The sequence below is a fragment of the Bradyrhizobium sp. USDA 241 genome (assembly GCF_049739505.1).
Taxonomy (GTDB): domain Bacteria; phylum Pseudomonadota; class Alphaproteobacteria; order Rhizobiales; family Xanthobacteraceae; genus Bradyrhizobium; species Bradyrhizobium liaoningense.
In genome coordinates, this window is the sequence record NZ_JBMGPZ010000007.1 from 36,582 (window position 1) to 51,733 (window position 15,152).

Here is a 15,152-nt window from a genome sequence, read left to right on the forward strand (position 1 = left end):
CATTTTGTTGCGGCCTGAACGGGCAAAAATTAGGCGGCTTACGGGTGAGGCGGGCGAGGTGATGCGCTGGCTCATACGTCGAGCCGAGCATCGAGCCCGGTATGCCGTCGTTGCTGATGCGTTCCGTCTCGACTTTTTCATCTCCGACAATATTGCCGTTCCCCGCACGCCCGTTCTTTCTTTAGTTGGGAGCCAGCCGGTCTGTTGTATGCTGGCCGAGTCTTTCCCTGATCGCCGCTTTCGCGATAATCAGCTACGCCCGCCAGCTTCTCCCCGGTAGAACCTGTTCTCGCCGACGCACGCCCGCATGTCGGTGCGACGGAACCAGATGGCGCGTCCGCACCGCAGCGGCGGGTTGCCGGCGGTGAAAATGATCTGTTCGTCCGTTCGCATGCGCAGCACTTCATGCGGCAGCACGAGCGGCCGGCGCGCGAGCTGTTTGGACCGGGTGCGGGAGGAACCCGATGTCTGCGAGGACTGGCTCAGCTGATCCACCTCGACCGTCGTGTCACGCAGCGCTTGGAGATGTAGTCCGCCGTTTCAGGGTCGTTGATCGCCGAGAAGGAGATCCAGGACGCGCTTTCGAACCATTTGCTGGTGGCGTCACGCCCGCCGTAGGCCTCGCGCATCTGGCCGATCGACTGGTAAAGCATCAAGAGGGTGATGCCGTATTTGCGGCCCGCATCGCGCGCGGTTTCGAGGATGCGCAAGTACCCGAGGCGGGCGACCTCATCGAGCAGGAACAGCGTGCGGCCGGTCACTTCGCCATTGCGATTGTAGATGGCGCTGAGCAGCGAGCCGATGACGACCCGGGCGAGACCGGCATGGTTCTCCAGCGTCTTCAGGTCGAGATTGATGAAGATGTCCGTCCGGCCCTCCGCGAGCTCGGCCCCAGCGCGGCATAGTTGGCATAGGAGAGCCAGTGGGTTTCCTTCACCGCGTTGGCGTAGACGCCGCTGAAGGTCTCCGGCGTCATGGCGATGAAGGGCGCCACATTCTCCTTCACGAATCCGGACTCCGAGTTGTCGTAAATCGTCTGAAGCCGCTGGCGCAGTTTGGGCTCCGGCTCGGAGAGGTTGGCGCGAACCTGGCGGAGGTGCTGGTCCTTCTTTTCCGTATGACCGGACAGGCAGACATCGGCGATCAGCGCTGTCAGCAGTTGCAGCGCCGAGGCCCGAAAGAAGTCGTCCCGCGCCGAGCCCTGGCGCGGATTGTCGGTCATGATCCATGAGGCGACGGCGGCAATGTCCTCTTCCTTGGTTGCGCCGTGCTCGCCGATCCAGTCGAGCACATTGAAGCCGCCGCCTAAGGAGCGCGGGTCGAGTACGAAGACCTGCCGACCGGCTCCGTGTCGGTGCGCGGTCACCATGGGCGCGACCTCGTTGGAGGGATCGAGGACGACCAATCCGCCGGCCCATTTGAGCGCCGTCGGCACCGTGAAGGACGTCGTCTTGAAGCCGCCGGAACCGGCGAACACGATGCCGTGCGACGAGCCGAAGGAGGCATCGAAACACAGCAAAGGAGACTTGCCGCCGGCGCCCCATGTCTCCGCGTCGTCGGCGCGGAAGGACTGGTCAGTGATCGCATCCCGATCGACGCGATAGCGCTCCCCGACCACGATGCCACCTGCCTCCGGGAAGAGCCGTGCAGCCTCCGTTATCGTCATCCAATCGGACTCGCCATGGATGGCGCGTCGGCCCCGGATGCGGCGCGGCGCGGCGGCCGCGAACGCGGCATTGCCCCTCATCCCCACGCGCAATCCGAAGACGGCGACGAGCGCCCTGACTGTCGCTCCGATGATGGTCGAGGGATCGGCATAGGCGAGAAGCCGGTCTCCAGCCGGCAGGGCATTGGCGAAGGAATGAAGGCGCGCTATCTCGCGCGACGCGGCGATCGCGACCACAATCAGGACGCCGAACACGACGCTCCAGCCGGCCGAGCGGATTGCCGTCGCACCGGCCGCCGCGAACAGGAAGACCACGCCGATCGCCGCGGCGATCACGTAGGGCAGGGCGATACCGATCCGGCCGAGCACCAGGTGGGCCTTCGGGGTAGTCCCGAACTTGGAAAGCCAGGCTTCGATGCCGGTGAGGGCAAGGCATAAGCCCGTCATCAGCACGGCCGGGACGATCGCCAATGCGATCTTATTTGCTTTCATGACCGAACGCCTTCGCGCCAATCGCCATCAGGCGCTCGCGTTCCGCTTCGTTGCCGCGCAGACGGTCGGCGGCATCGATCAGCAGACCCAGCAGCAGCGCACGCTTCTCATAGCGCAGCCCGGCCTTGGCGATCAGGCCGCCGAGCTCGATCTTCTCCCGCGTGTCCTTCTTGCGGGCACCAGTCGCATCGGAACGGCGCATGCGTTCAGCCCTGTTCAGCCACGCCCGAAGACGCGCCAGGCGCGACGGCCGCGGCCGCCTTGGCGGGTCGGCTCCCGCCCTTGCGAAACCGGCCGGCGATCTCCTCAAAGGCCGACAGCAGCGCGCCTTCCTCGATCTCGATTTCTCCCATCCCGGCTCTCAGTGCGATGCGGCCGATGCGCTCGGCCTCCCGCGTTTCAGCCTGCTTCAGCTGGTCCTGGAGCCGAGCGATTTCGTCCCTGATCTGCCGCGAGGGTTTTTTCATTCCGGAAGAACCTTTCCTGTCATTTTGGCGCGAAGCGCGGACAGGAAAGCCGGGCTGAGCGCGAAGCGCGACCCGGGTAATTAACGGGGTCGGCGGAGCCGACGCTTTGGAAGATCATCCCGCCGTTCCGAAGGAGCGGCTTCCAAGGGCGCAGTAATACGTCGCTTGAGGCGACGTCCTGCTTCCCAACCCGAATGGGGCGGCCGATCTCGACGAACAGCATGTTCGTTCGTCTCGGGGATCACTCCGGCCGTGGCCATCACCCATTTCACGCCCCAGCTCATCGGACGCGGCGATGGCCGCAGCGCCGTGCTGGCCGCCGCCTACCGGCATTGCGCGAAGATGGAGTTCGAGGCCGAGGGCCGTACTGTCGACTATTCCAACAAGCGGGGGATGATCCACGAGGAATTCCTAGTGCCGGCCGATGCGCCCGCTTGGCTTCGGACGATCATCGCCGATCGCTCCGTTGCCGGCGCGTCGGAGGCCTTCTGGAACAAGGTCGAAGCCTTCGAGAAGCGGGCGGATGCGCAGTTCGCCAAGGAGTTCATCATCGCGCTGCCCGTCGAGCTGACGACTGAGCAGAACATCGCGCTGATGCGCCAGTTCGTGGTCGAGCAGGTGCTGTCCCGCAGGCAGGTCGCGGACTGGGTCTATCATGACGAGCCGGGCAACCCGCATGTTCACTTGATGACGACGCTGCGGCCTCTCACCGAAGACGGATTCGGGCCAAAGCGGGTCGCGGTCATCGGCGAGGATGGGCAGCCGCTGCGCATGCAATCCGGCAAAATCGCCTATCGGCTTTGGGCCGGCGACAAGCAGGAATTCCTCGAGCAGCGCAACGGCTGGCTCGATCTGCAGAACCAGCACCTCGCCCTGAACGGCCACGAGATTCGGGTCGATGGTCGGTCCTACGCCGAGCGCGGGATCGACGTCGTGCCGACCACCCATATCGGTGTCGCGGCCAAGGCCATCCAGCGCCGCGCGGAGCGCGAGGGGCGCGATCCCAACCTCGAACGGCTGCGCGTCTTCGACGAGAACCGGGCCGAGACGTTGAGGCGGATCCAGCGCCGTCCGGAGATCGTGCTCGACATGATCTCGCGGGAGAAGAGCGTCTTTGACCAACGAGATGTCGGCAAGCTCCTGCATCGCTATGTCGACGATGTCGGGACCTTTCAAGACTTGATGGCACGGGTGCTGCAAAGCCCGGACGCGCTGAGGCTGGAGGGCGAGTCGGTCGATTTCGCCACAGGCGCGCGGGCGCCGGCAAAATACACGACGCGCGAACTGATCCGGCTCGAAGCCGAGATGGCACGGCGTGCGGACCACCTCTCGGGCAGTGCGGCTTTCACGGTCAAGGCACAGGTGATTGCCGCGGTGTCCGCGCGTCACGCCAACCTCTCGGTTGAGCAGCGCGCTGCCATCGCGCACGTCGTGTCCGGAGAGAGGATCGCGGCGGTTGTCGGCCGTGCCGGCGCGGGCAAGACCACGATGATGCGGGCCGCACGGGAGGTGTGGGAGGCCGCAGGCTACCGCGTCGTCGGCGGCGCCTTGGCGGGCAAGGCGGCCGAGGGATTGGAGAAGGAGGCGGCTATCCAATCCCGCACGCTCGCCTCCTGGGAATTGCGCTGGAAAAGCGGCCGGGACGGCCTCGATGACAGAACGGTTTTTGTCCTGGATGAGGCCGGCATGGTCGCCTCGCGGCAGATGGCGCTGTTCGTCGAAACAGCGTCAAAGGCGGGATCGAAGCTCGTCCTGGTCGGCGATCCCGAGCAGCTCCAGCCAATCGAAGCAGGCGCAGCTTTTCGCGCGATCGTCGAACGCATCGGCTATGCCGAACTCGAAACGATCTATCGCCAGCGCCGGCAATGGATGCGCGACGCTTCGCTCGATCTTGCACGTGGCCGGACGGGAGAGGCCCTATCCGCCTATCGCCATCATGGACGTCTGTTCGGCTCGGAGTTGAAGGCGCAGGCGATCGACAATCTCATCGCCGATTGGAACCGCGACTACGATCCGTCCAAGTCGACCTTGATCCTGGCGCATCTGCGCCGCGACGTCCGCGCGCTGAACGACATGGCGCGGGCCAAGCTCGTCGAGCGCGGTCTTATCGAAGAGGGACATGCCTTCCGGACCGAGGATGGCGAGCGCCGGTTTGCGGCGGGCGACCAGATCGTCTTCCTGAAGAACGAGGGTTCGCTCGGCGTCAAGAACGGCATGATCGGCAAGGTCGTGGCAGCCGAGCCTAAGCGCCTGGTTGCCGAGATCGGGGAGGGCGAGGGCCGCCGCCACGTCGAGGTCGATCAGCGCTTCTATCGCAATATCGACCACGGCTATGCGACGACCGTGCATAAGGCGCAAGGCGCCACGGTCGACCGGGTCAAGGTGCTGGCAACGCTGTCCCTGGACAAGCACCTGACCTATGTCGCGCTGACCCGCCATCGCGAGGATGTGGCGCTCTATTACGGCCGGCGTTCGTTCCAGAAGGCCGGTGGCCTGATCCCGATTCTGTCGCAGCGCCGGGCAAAGGAGACCACGCTCGATTACGAATGCGGCGCTCTCTATCGCGATGCGCTGCGCTTTGCCGCGAACCGCGGACTGAATATTTTCAAGGTGGCGCGCACGCTCGCGAATGACCGCCTGCGCTGGACGGTTCGTCAGAAGCAGCGCCTCGCCGATGTCGCGCGTCGGCTCCGCGCGCTCGGCGAAAAACTCGGCCTTCTCGACAGTCGCAAACCCATCATCAGAACAGCACACAAGGAGGCGAAGCCGATGGTTGCCGGGGTGACGACATTCACCAAATCCCTCACCGACACCGTCGAGGACAGGATCCTCGCCGACCCCGCCATCAAGAAGCAATGGGAGGATGTGTCCACCCGTTTCCGCCTCGTCTTTGCCGATCCCGAGCGCGCGTTTCGTGCGACGAATTTTGACGCCATGCTGAAGGACCCCGCGGCCGCGAGCTCGACGATGGCGCGTCTTGCCGCGAGCCCAGAATCCTTCGGGGCTCTGCGCGGCAAGGTCGGCCTGCTGGCGGGTAAGTCCGATAAGCAGGTGCGCCAGCGCGCGGAGGCCAATGCGCCGGCGCTCAAGCGCGACATCGAGCGCTACTTACGTCTGCGCGCCGAGGCCGAGCACAAGCATGAGGCCGAAGAACGTGCGATCCGGCATCGTGTCGCAATCGACATCCCCGCTTTGTCGCGCGAGGCACGTCGCGTGCTCGAGCGGGTACGCGATGCCATTGACCGCAACGACCTGCCGAGCGCGCTCGAATTCGCGCTTGCGGACAGGATGGTGAAGGCGGAGATCGACGGTTTCAACAAGGCCGTCGCTGAGCGCTTTGGCGATCGGACATTCCTGTCGAATGCCGCCAGGGAACCCAACGGGCAGCCTTTCGAGAAGGCGGCCGCCGGCATGGATCCGGCGCGGCGCGAGCAGCTGAAAGAAGCCTGGCCAGCCATGCGTGCGGCACAGCAGCTCGCAGCAGGGGAGCGCACCGCGCAGGCCCTCAAACAGGCCGAGGGGCAGCGCCTGACCCAGAGCCAGGGACAGACCCTGAAATGAGCATACGGCGTTTCCCTCTCGTGATCCTGATGGCTGGTGCCGGCCTCATCGCCGCCATGGCGGGCGCCGGCTGGGGCGCCGGACTGCGCATCAACATGACGGCGAGTTACCCGCGTGGGCTCTGGCGGATCGAGACGCTGGATCGAGCCGCCGCCACCGGCGATCTCGTCTTCATCTGTCCGCCCGACACGGCCGAGTTCGAACGCGCCTTCGCGCGCGGCTACATCCGGCGCGGACTTTGCGCCGGGGGCATAAGCCCGCTCATCAAGACCGTCGTCGCCGTCAGTGGCCAACAGGTCGATGTCGCCGAACAGGTCTCGATCGACGGCTATCCGCTGCCCGATTCCGATGTCCGGCAGACCGATGCCGCCGGCCGTCCTCTCTTAGCCTTTGCCGGCGGCGTCATTCCCGACGGCGAGCTCTATCTCCACTCCGATTTCGCAGGTTCCTATGATTCCCGCTACTTCGGCCCGATCCCGTCATCGGGTGTTCTCGGCCTCGCCCGGCCCGTCTTCACCTTCGGTCCCTAGCGCTTGGCATGGCGTGGCGATGATCGTCGCCGCGGCTGCGGTCGGGGCTGCTGCCTGGTGCGGTCACGCGCTCGCCCTGCCGCTCGCCTGCGCCTTCCCGACGCTGTGGGCGTTCGCGCCGTCGAGGATGACCTCAGCGGCAGTCAGCGCGGCGTATTTCCTTGCGGCATCGCACGGGCTGCCGCAGGGCGTCGTCAATTTCTACAGCACGGATCTCGGCGTCGGCATCGCCTTGTGGATCGGCGCGGCGGCCGTCTTCGTCCTTGTCCATGCCGTGCTGTGGCAAAGCCGGCCGGGATGGGAGAGGCCGCTTTGGTTCGGGCTCGCGGCGATCCTGATGAGCGTGCCTCCCTTTGGGATCGTCGGATGGGCACAGCCGATCACCGCGGCCGGCATTTTGTTTCCCGGATGGGGATGGTGGGGACTGGGCGCGACCGCGGCCATCCTGCTCACCATGACGACCGGCAAGTGGCCCGTCGCGGCAATCGTCGCGGCTAGCTTCTGGGCCTGGTCGGCCGCGCACTGGATCGCGCCGTCGCAACCAGACGGATGGGTTGGTCTCGATACCAAGCTTGGGAGTTTGCTCGGCCGGGCTCCGGACCTCGATCAATCCCAGACGCTTCTCCAGTGCGTGCGCGAAGCGGGCGGGGCCGGAGCGCGCGTTGTCGTGCTTCCCGAGAGTGCGGCCGGGCTCTGGACACCGACCACGAGCGGCGTCTGGATGGATGGCCTTCGCGGCACCGACATCACGGTGATCGCTGGTGCGGCGATCGTCGACCGTGAAGGCTATGACAACGCCATGATGGAGGTCAGCGCCGATCGCACGCGCCGGCTCTATGGCGAACGCATGCCGGTCCCGGTCTCGATGTGGCAACCCTGGCTCGCATGGACGGGGCAAGGCGGAGGCGCCAGGGGACCCTCTTTGCCAATCCCGTCGTCGAGTCCGCCGGCCACCGCGTGGCGCCCTTGATCTGTTACGAGCAACTGCTCGTCTGGCCCGTCCTGCAGTCGATGCTCCATTCGCCCGACGTACTTGTCGCGATCGGCAACGATTGGTGGACCGCCGGCACCAACATGCTGGCGATTCAAAGAGCCAGTACCGAAGCCTGGGCGCGCCTGTTCGGACTGCCGCTCGTGCTCTCGTTCAACACCTGAAGGGGATCATCATGATCGATGCCGCCACCATTCATCAATGTGCCGATCCGGGCCTGAAGCCCGCGATCGTCGAGAAATTCATCCGTGCGGTCGGGGCACCCGATCCGCTCGCCGTCACGGTCCGGACCGGAAACCGCGTCATCCTCGTGACGCCGCCCAAGACGCCGGATGATGCCATGGAGCTCGTCCGCCGTTACGTCGGCCACGCCATGGTCCGCGTTGGGGTGACCCAATATCCGGCTGGGCTCGGCGTCACCGACGTCGCCGAGCTCAAGCCCGATCTCGTCGACGCCTGCGCCAATATCAGGATGGGTACGGCGCTGTTCGGCAAGGTCTATCGCATCGTCATCAAATGGTATGGCACCGACGTCGACGAGGCGTTCGGCGATGCGATCGACGCCTGGGAGAGCGGGTATTTCGACGGGAAATATGTATTCGACGAGCCCGATCCCGGCAGCCTGCCGGCCCGCAAGGGGGCATCGGACGCTGGCGACAAGCCCGTGGACGGGAATGACGCGGCGAGACCTGCGAGCCGTCCGGACGAAGGGACCCAGCAGGACAAGGAGCCGGATAATCCCAATAAGGCGGGCATCAGGATCGATCTGACCGGAATTGGCGTCAGCAGGCCGAAATAGCCCTTTGTGGATTGCAACGGCCCCAGCTGGAGAGCCAGGGTCTATTGATAGGCCGCAGCGCTACGCTGTCGGCCGTAAGCTCCTTGATGTTGATGTGCAAGGGCCCGCGATCCGGCTGATTCCGCGGAGCGTGAGGTCGCCGCTTTGATGGGCTATCGGCATATTCGGTCATGCGCGGGGAGGTTCGGCAACGCACGGTCGCCGCAGTTCGCGCCGAACGAGGTCAGCGAAATAGTTGCGTCGAATGGAGAGCCGAGCTTCGGCAACAAGGTGTGGAGCGAAGTCCTTCGCATTCAGAATATTCCGCTTCCCGTGGACGGCCGTTCCGGGCCGCGTCGATACCGCCTGGAAGAGCTGCTGTTGGGCCGTATTGCGGAGATGCAGAAAGCGACCATCCAGTACGGGGCTCCGTTGCAGCACGGTCAGGCGCGGCAGGCGACCTTCCGCGTCGTGCCGATAGCCCGCCACGTGTCGATGATTTCAAGAAAGGCGATTGCGCTTCCCGGGCAATTCCTCAAAGAGACTGCCCCGGTCTGGATACCAGCCACGATTCGACCGGCGGCCCCCGATGTGAAGGAACTGGTGCCCATCTTCAGCTGGGATGACCACTCGTCGGTGGACAAGGCTGTGGCGAGGTTTTCCCGGACGCGCAAGACCGGATTGCGTTTGGTCCTTCGTCGCCCGTGGTTCAGTACCGGGGAGGGGGAGCGCGTCGGCATCGTTTTCTGGCCGCCTCCGGTTCTCAACTTGCCTTTGTTGAAGACCCAGCCGCCCTTCAACGAGATCGAGGTGCCGCAATCCACAGCTCTCGGCCTCCTGACGGAAGAGGATCTCGATCCATTCGGCCGGTTCGTCTCGGTGTGGGGGATCGATCCGATCAAGCGCGAACCGCTGGAGCCGATCGACCGTCATCGCTTCCTCTCCTGGAACGACCTCAAGCTTCCGGACAAGGCGATGCTGCATCAGCGCGTGCTGATGCCGATTCCCGGAGCCATTCCGGGGCAGAACAAGGAGATCTTCGTCGAGGTGTCGGTCGTGAGTTTTCCGCTGACCTTCGTCAACGGCGAGCGCGATGCCTATGTCGACATCGACCTTGCTCCGGTGAAGGGCGTGGCTGAAGCCGTCGTCAGGCTGGGCGTCGTCCGCATGCAACTCAACGCGCGTCAGGATACCCCGCCGTCACAACGCATCGATCGCTCGGGAATCCGCTGCTCGCCACCGGTCGCCGTCCAATCACAGCTTCTTCCCGAACGTCGATTGTCGGTCAGCGTCACGGAGGTCAACAGCAAGCATGGGGCCGATGGCGATCAGCTGTCAGTGTCGGTCGTGCTTTCGGGCCCCGCAGCTCCGATTGTCGTCAAGAAGCCGGATGCCAGGGTCAGCATCGAGCTCTCGGAGCACATTTCCGGTGAGGAGCTTGCCGTCAAGACGATCGGAGGCCGCCGCGCGCGGGCGGAAGGCAGCGGCGATTCCAAAGAGCTGTTTCTCAAATACGACAAGGGCGAAGCAAGTTGGGTCGCGAATTTTCTGCTGCCGGGCAAGCTTGGAACGCGGAACCTCGTCGCTTTGGCGCGCGAGGAGGCTCTCATGGATCCTGCCAATGGGAAAATAGATACCGTCGATCTGCCGGGCTACTTCGGCAAGGTCGTCGTGAGAAACCCTCTGGTGATCAGGGGATGAACTTTGAAATGGAGTTGCGCAACGATTGTAGTTCCTTGGGAGATGATGGATGAAATTCGGTAGCAGTAACCTTGCGGTGATCTCGGTCGCCGCGCCACTTTTTACAGGCCTAACGACGGCGGGCGTTCAGGCGTCGCCAAGAATCAACTATGGCAATATCAACGGCGTCAACGCTGGCACCGATGCGTGCAGGCCCGAGGATGTGTACAACGGGCTGAAGCAGGCTCACTTTTGGGCAGCGCCGGTCAATCTCCAACTGCGGGGAGTCATGTCTCGCGTCCCTTGGCGCGTGGAAGACAACAGGGAGGTCGGCACATACGGTTATACGCGGATCGCGCCGGATGGGACGCGAAAGTTCCATGCCGGTACGGATCTGCTTGGTGATGTCGGGGAGTCCGTGCGGGCAGTAGCTGCGGGGAAAATCGTCGCGACCGGGTCTCAGCCAGATTCGATCGGAAATTATGTCATTCTTCGCTCCAGCTTTATTGTCCCTCCTGCGCTTCCCTGTGCAGTCGACGTCGTCTACGCACATCTTCAGCGCGCGATGGTAACGCAAAATCTGGAGGTAAGCGAGGGGACGGAAATCGGAAAGATGGGACGAAGCGGCAACCTAGTACCCACTTTTCTTGGAACGTGAGTCGTGATTCAAGGTCGGGATGATACCCGAAGCAAGAGAAGTCCACCTTTCGAGGAAAGATCGCAAGGTGCTTGAGGCGTGCTGTCGCTCACCGGTGACGTTGCAGCGCGATTTGAAGCGGGCGCGGATAGTTCTGTTGGCGGCGGATGGGCGCAGCACCCGGTCGATCGCCAAGGAAGTTGGGGTCCAGCCGCGGATTGTCAGCCTTTGGCGGCATCGCTATGCCGACCATGGCCTTGAAGGGCTGCAAGACAAGCCGCGGCCTGGCAAGCAGCCGATCTATACGAAGACGACCGACAAGCGGATTCTGAAGCTGCTGGATAAGCCGCCACCGCAAGGGTTTGCGCGCTGGACCGGCCCCCTGCTGGCCGAGGCGCTGGGCGATGTCGATGTCCAATATGTCTGGCGGTTCCTGCGCAGCCACAAGATTGACCTGGTGGCTCGCAAGTCCTGGTGCGAGAGCAACGACCCGAACTTTACGGCCAAAGCCGCCGATGTTGTCGGCCTCTATGTCGCGCCGCCGGCGAAGGCCATTGTGCTGTGCGTGGACGAGAAGCCCTCGATCCAGGCTTTGGAGCGAGCGCAGGGTTATCTGAAGTTGCCCAATGGCCGCGCCTTGACCGGCCAAAGCCACGATTACAAGCGGCATGGCACCACAACATTGTTTGCGGCGCTCGAAGTCGCCACCGGAAAGATCATCGCGACCCATTCAAAACGCCGGCGCCGCGTCGAGTTTCTCGATTTCATGAACAGCGTCACCGCGGCTTTTCCGAACCGCAAGCTTCACGTCATCCTCGACAACCTCAACACCCATAAAAAGAACGAGGACTGGCTCAAGGCCCACCCCAACGTGCAATTTCATTTCACGCCGACAAGTGCGTCATGGCTCAATCAGGTCGAAGTATGGTTTTCCATCTTGCAGGGGCAGTCGCTCAGCGGCACCTCCTTCACGAGCCTCAAGCAGCTTCAGGAACACATCGATGCCTACGTCAACGCATACAACGACAGAGCCGAGCCCTTCGTCTGGACCAAGAAAAAGGTCCGTCAACGCCGTTTCAAAGGCCGCCGTATCACTCAGTTCTGATTCCGGGTACTAGCCTGCCTGAGGCCCTTGTATGGGGCTTGTTTTGTCAAGAAGTTCGGCAGTGCAACGCATGTCTTGTCCTTCGTCAGTTTCTTTGTTCGATCTGAAAGCCCGTTTCTTCGTCCCGACCCGCGGCAGCGCCAGGCCGTCGCGCGCAGGGGCTGTCAAGGTTGGCCGGCGGACCAACCTTTCGAGATGCTTCGCTCTTGCGAGGCCATACCTTGACAGCTTCGAGCACGCCGGCACGGTGGGGTGCGGTCGGGATGACGATCAGAGGGGAGCCCGCTTTCGGGCGCGGATCAGTCGCGCCACAACCTTGTATCCGGTGGGTCCAGGGACCCGAACCATGATGCAGTCATGCGCATCGGCAGCGAGTCGTCCGTGAAGAATGCAGATCGGCCTGAGACATAGGCAGAAGTTGTCTCGATAAAGTATTCGATTTTGCAAGAAAGCCGGGTGTTGGGCCGCGGTTTCTTGCGTTTTGGGATTTTGCTTTCGAGCGATTCGTGATTCCCTGACGGCGGGTCATCGGCATTGGGGACGGCGATGAGCAAACCGCGGGATGATCGCCAAAAGGACCTGTTGCTTCCGGCGCTCGATCAAATCATCGACATGGGCCACCCGCTGGTGCGGTTGGCGGCGCTGATCGACTGGAACTTTCTGGATGACCGCTTTGGTTCGGTGTGCCAAACCGGTCCGGGGCAGCCTGGACTGCCGACGCGGCTTGTCGCCGGCCTGTTCATCCTGAAGCACATGCACAATCTCTCGGATGAGGTGCTGTGCGCTCGCTGGATCGAGAACCCTTATTACCAATACTTCTGCGGCGAGTTGAGCTTCTGCCACCGGCTGCCGTTCGATCGATCGTCGATGACGCGCTGGCGCCAGCGGCTCGGCGAGGAGGCTCTCGTCGCGCTGATCCAGGAAAGTCTGTCGGTGGCACACAAGACTGGCGCCATCGGTCCCAAGGACCTGGAGCGAGTGGTGGTCGATACCACGGTGCAGCCCAAGGCCGTTGCGCATCCGACCGACGCGCGGCTGACGCATCGGGCCATCACCAAGCTCGTCGGGTTCGCCAAGCGCAACCGTGTGCCGCTGCGCCAGAGCTATCTGCGCCTGGCCAAACGCGCCGCCATCATGGTCGGCCGCTATACCCACGCTCATCAGTTCAAGCGCGCCCGGCGCCAACTCAAGTTCCTGCGGACGCGGCTTGGCCGGATCATCCGCGACGTCCGCCGCAAGATTGATGGCGATGCGGCGCTGGAAGCGCGCTTCGGCCCGCTGCTCGATCTGGCGCAGCGGGTGCGCAGCCAGGATCAGCATCAGCGCGGCCCGAAGATCTATGCGTTGCATGCGCCGGAGGTCGAGTGCATCGGCAAGGGCAAAGCCCGCGCGCCTTACGAGTTCGGCTGCAAGGTCAGTATCGCCACCCCCGTGACGTCCCCGAAGGGCGGACAGTTCGTGCTCCATGCCAAGGCGCTGCACGGCAATCCCTTCGACGGCCACACGCTCGGCCCCGTGGTCGCCGACATGGAGAAGCTCACCGGGGTGGAGGCTCGCCGTATCCATGTCGACAAAGGGTACCGCGGCCACAACTACCCGCACCGGTTCAGGGTCTGGATCTCGGGTCAGGTTCGCCGCGTCACGGCTTCCATCCGGCGCGAGATGAAGCGTCGCGCGGCTGTCGAACCCGTCATCGGTCACGTCAAGGCCGAGCACCGCATGGACCGCAACTATCTCAAAGGCCGCGTCGGCGACCGTATCAACGCCGTCCTCGCCGCGGCCGGCTACAACTTCGGCCTGCTCCTGCGATGGCTCGCAGAACTCTTGCGGGCCATCATCCGGGCCTTCGCCGAAACTGTCCCGGCTCAAAAGATCGCTTAAATCAGCGCTCGTCCGCGTTCTTCACGGAGGACCAGCGAAGCTCCGAGGCGGCGGACCCATTCTTCCTCTCGGCATGACAGCCATGGGGCAACTCGGGACCCCGCCACCTCGAACCGTCATCGGCGGCCCGTCACAAGCGGACGGAGTGGGCCGAAACTGTCGGGTGCCTTCAGTGACCTCCGTTCATTGCGCCGGGCGCAGAACGACGCCGTCCGGTACCACGCCCTCGCGCACCAGCCGCCACAGGGCGATCAGAAGCTTGCGCGCCAAGGCCACGATCATGGTCTTGCGAGTGCCGCGGGTGCTCTCAGTGCGGCCTCGAAACCACTGCGCCAAGGTGCTGTCCTTCTGGAACATGAGAAATCGCCACGCCAATTGGATCATGCCGCGTCGAACCCGAGCGTTGCCGGAACGGGCCAGCCCTTTCTCTCGCCGTTTTATCCACTCTCGTCGGGCGAACCCGTGAGGCCGGCATAACGTGCGACGGCCCGTCGATCGCGCATGTTTCGCGCCAGCACCTCCTGCACCAGCATGGCGGCCGTCTCGATGCCAACCCCGATCACCCGCGCCAGTAGGAGCACCATGGCGTTTGGTCCATCACCGGGCGCTTGCTCGATGCGTTCCAGGCGAGCATCCTCGATTTGGCGGATCTGATCATTGATCAGCTGGCGGCGCTCCATGTCGCGACGCAGCTCAGCCAACATGTTGGGCAGTATTGGCTCTCCCTCAGGAGTGCGCAAATCTTCAAGGCGTCCGGCTGCCTTCTTTAGCTTGGGATTGAAGCCGCGGATGCCCAGCCGATTAACGCTGCTTTCATTCGGTTGACGATCCGACTCCGCTCTCCGACGAGGCTCTCGTGCGCTTGGCGTCTTCGTCCTTGATTGTCGGGATCGCCACCATCTTGCAGTGATCACGCTCGCCGCGCAGCCAGCCGAGAAAAGAGCGCTTGAGCAAGCTGGTGTCGAGCCGATCGGTCTTGGCGCGCCGGTGCTCGCGCGATACCGCGACGCTCGATGCGTGAATGACGTGGACCTCAATATCATGTGCCCTGAGCCAGCGCGCCAGCCAGAAGCCGTCACGGCCGGCGTCGAAAGCGACAGCGATGCGTTTGATGTGATGCCCAGCCTTCGCCGCTTCATCTCGCCATCGATGCAGCAATTTCAGCAATGCGCTCTCATCGACCGCGAGCTTCTTCAATGGCTGGCGCTCGACACCAGGCACAATGCCGGCGACGAGCCAGCTCGACAGGCTCAGTTCGATAACGGCGATCAGCGTGCCGTCCGGATCGAGTGGGCTCGGGGATCGGCTCAGATCGTTCAACTTTTGCATGGGGCGCTCCATCGGTTCACATTAGCAACGATAGA

The 15,152-nt window shown here is 63.6% G+C and carries 9 protein-coding genes and 3 pseudogenes; 8 read left to right on the top strand and 4 right to left on the bottom strand.

Going from position 1 to position 15,152, the window contains the following annotated elements:
* Positions 1-249 precede the first annotated feature (249 nt).
* The 3 genes and pseudogenes from traG to traC form a co-directional block, all read right to left on the bottom strand.
* Positions 250-2,158, bottom strand: a pseudogene (gene traG / locus ABIF91_RS44375) (Ti-type conjugative transfer system protein TraG).
* Positions 2,145-2,360, bottom strand: coding sequence for a type IV conjugative transfer system coupling protein TraD (traD, locus tag ABIF91_RS44380; protein WP_028181190.1), 216 nt, complete (start codon positions 2,358-2,360; stop codon positions 2,145-2,147). The pseudogene traG and the gene traD overlap by 14 nt, the downstream one beginning before the upstream one ends.
* A gap of 4 nt (positions 2,361-2,364) precedes the next feature.
* Positions 2,365-2,625: a conjugal transfer protein TraC gene (traC, locus tag ABIF91_RS44385; protein ID WP_028181189.1), complete on the bottom strand. Its 261-nt coding sequence runs from the start codon at positions 2,623-2,625 to the stop codon at positions 2,365-2,367.
* A gap of 252 nt (positions 2,626-2,877) precedes the next feature.
* Between traC and traA the strand changes: the two genes are divergently transcribed.
* From traA to ABIF91_RS44425, 8 genes and pseudogenes are all read left to right on the top strand, one after another.
* Positions 2,878-6,186 carry a Ti-type conjugative transfer relaxase TraA gene (gene traA, locus ABIF91_RS44390; RefSeq protein WP_424579893.1) on the top strand — a complete coding sequence of 1,103 codons (3,309 nt, stop codon included), beginning with the start codon at positions 2,878-2,880 and terminating at the stop codon, positions 6,184-6,186.
* On the top strand, positions 6,183-6,716 hold the full coding sequence (traF, locus tag ABIF91_RS44395) for a conjugative transfer signal peptidase TraF (protein WP_028181187.1): 534 nt from the start codon (positions 6,183-6,185) through the stop codon (positions 6,714-6,716). The genes traA and traF overlap by 4 nt, the downstream gene beginning before the upstream one ends.
* A gap of 19 nt (positions 6,717-6,735) precedes the next feature.
* Positions 6,736-7,871, top strand: a pseudogene (locus tag ABIF91_RS44400) (conjugal transfer protein TraB).
* Positions 7,872-7,882: 11 nt separating this feature from the next.
* Entirely contained in the window at positions 7,883-8,506 is a 624-nt protein-coding gene (locus tag ABIF91_RS44405; RefSeq protein WP_028181186.1) for a TraH family protein, read from the top strand.
* 144 nt (positions 8,507-8,650) lie between these two features.
* Positions 8,651-10,186: a hypothetical protein gene (locus tag ABIF91_RS44410; RefSeq protein ID WP_424579894.1), complete on the top strand. Its 1,536-nt coding sequence runs from the start codon at positions 8,651-8,653 to the stop codon at positions 10,184-10,186.
* Between the two features lie 49 nt (positions 10,187-10,235).
* The gene (locus ABIF91_RS44415) at positions 10,236-10,823 is read left to right on the top strand and encodes a M23 family metallopeptidase (protein ID WP_284282843.1); all 588 of its coding nucleotides are present in this window, start codon (positions 10,236-10,238) and stop codon (positions 10,821-10,823) included.
* 19 nt (positions 10,824-10,842) lie between these two features.
* The gene (locus ABIF91_RS44420) at positions 10,843-11,907 is read left to right on the top strand and encodes an IS630-like element ISRj1 family transposase (RefSeq protein WP_424579574.1); all 1,065 of its coding nucleotides are present in this window, start codon (positions 10,843-10,845) and stop codon (positions 11,905-11,907) included.
* 546 nt (positions 11,908-12,453) lie between these two features.
* Positions 12,454-13,788: an IS5 family transposase gene (locus ABIF91_RS44425; RefSeq protein WP_424578682.1), complete on the top strand. Its 1,335-nt coding sequence runs from the start codon at positions 12,454-12,456 to the stop codon at positions 13,786-13,788.
* 183 nt (positions 13,789-13,971) lie between these two features.
* Here ABIF91_RS44425 and ABIF91_RS44430 read toward each other — a convergent pair.
* A pseudogene (locus ABIF91_RS44430) lies at positions 13,972-15,117 on the bottom strand (IS110 family transposase).
* Positions 15,118-15,152 lie beyond the last annotated feature (35 nt).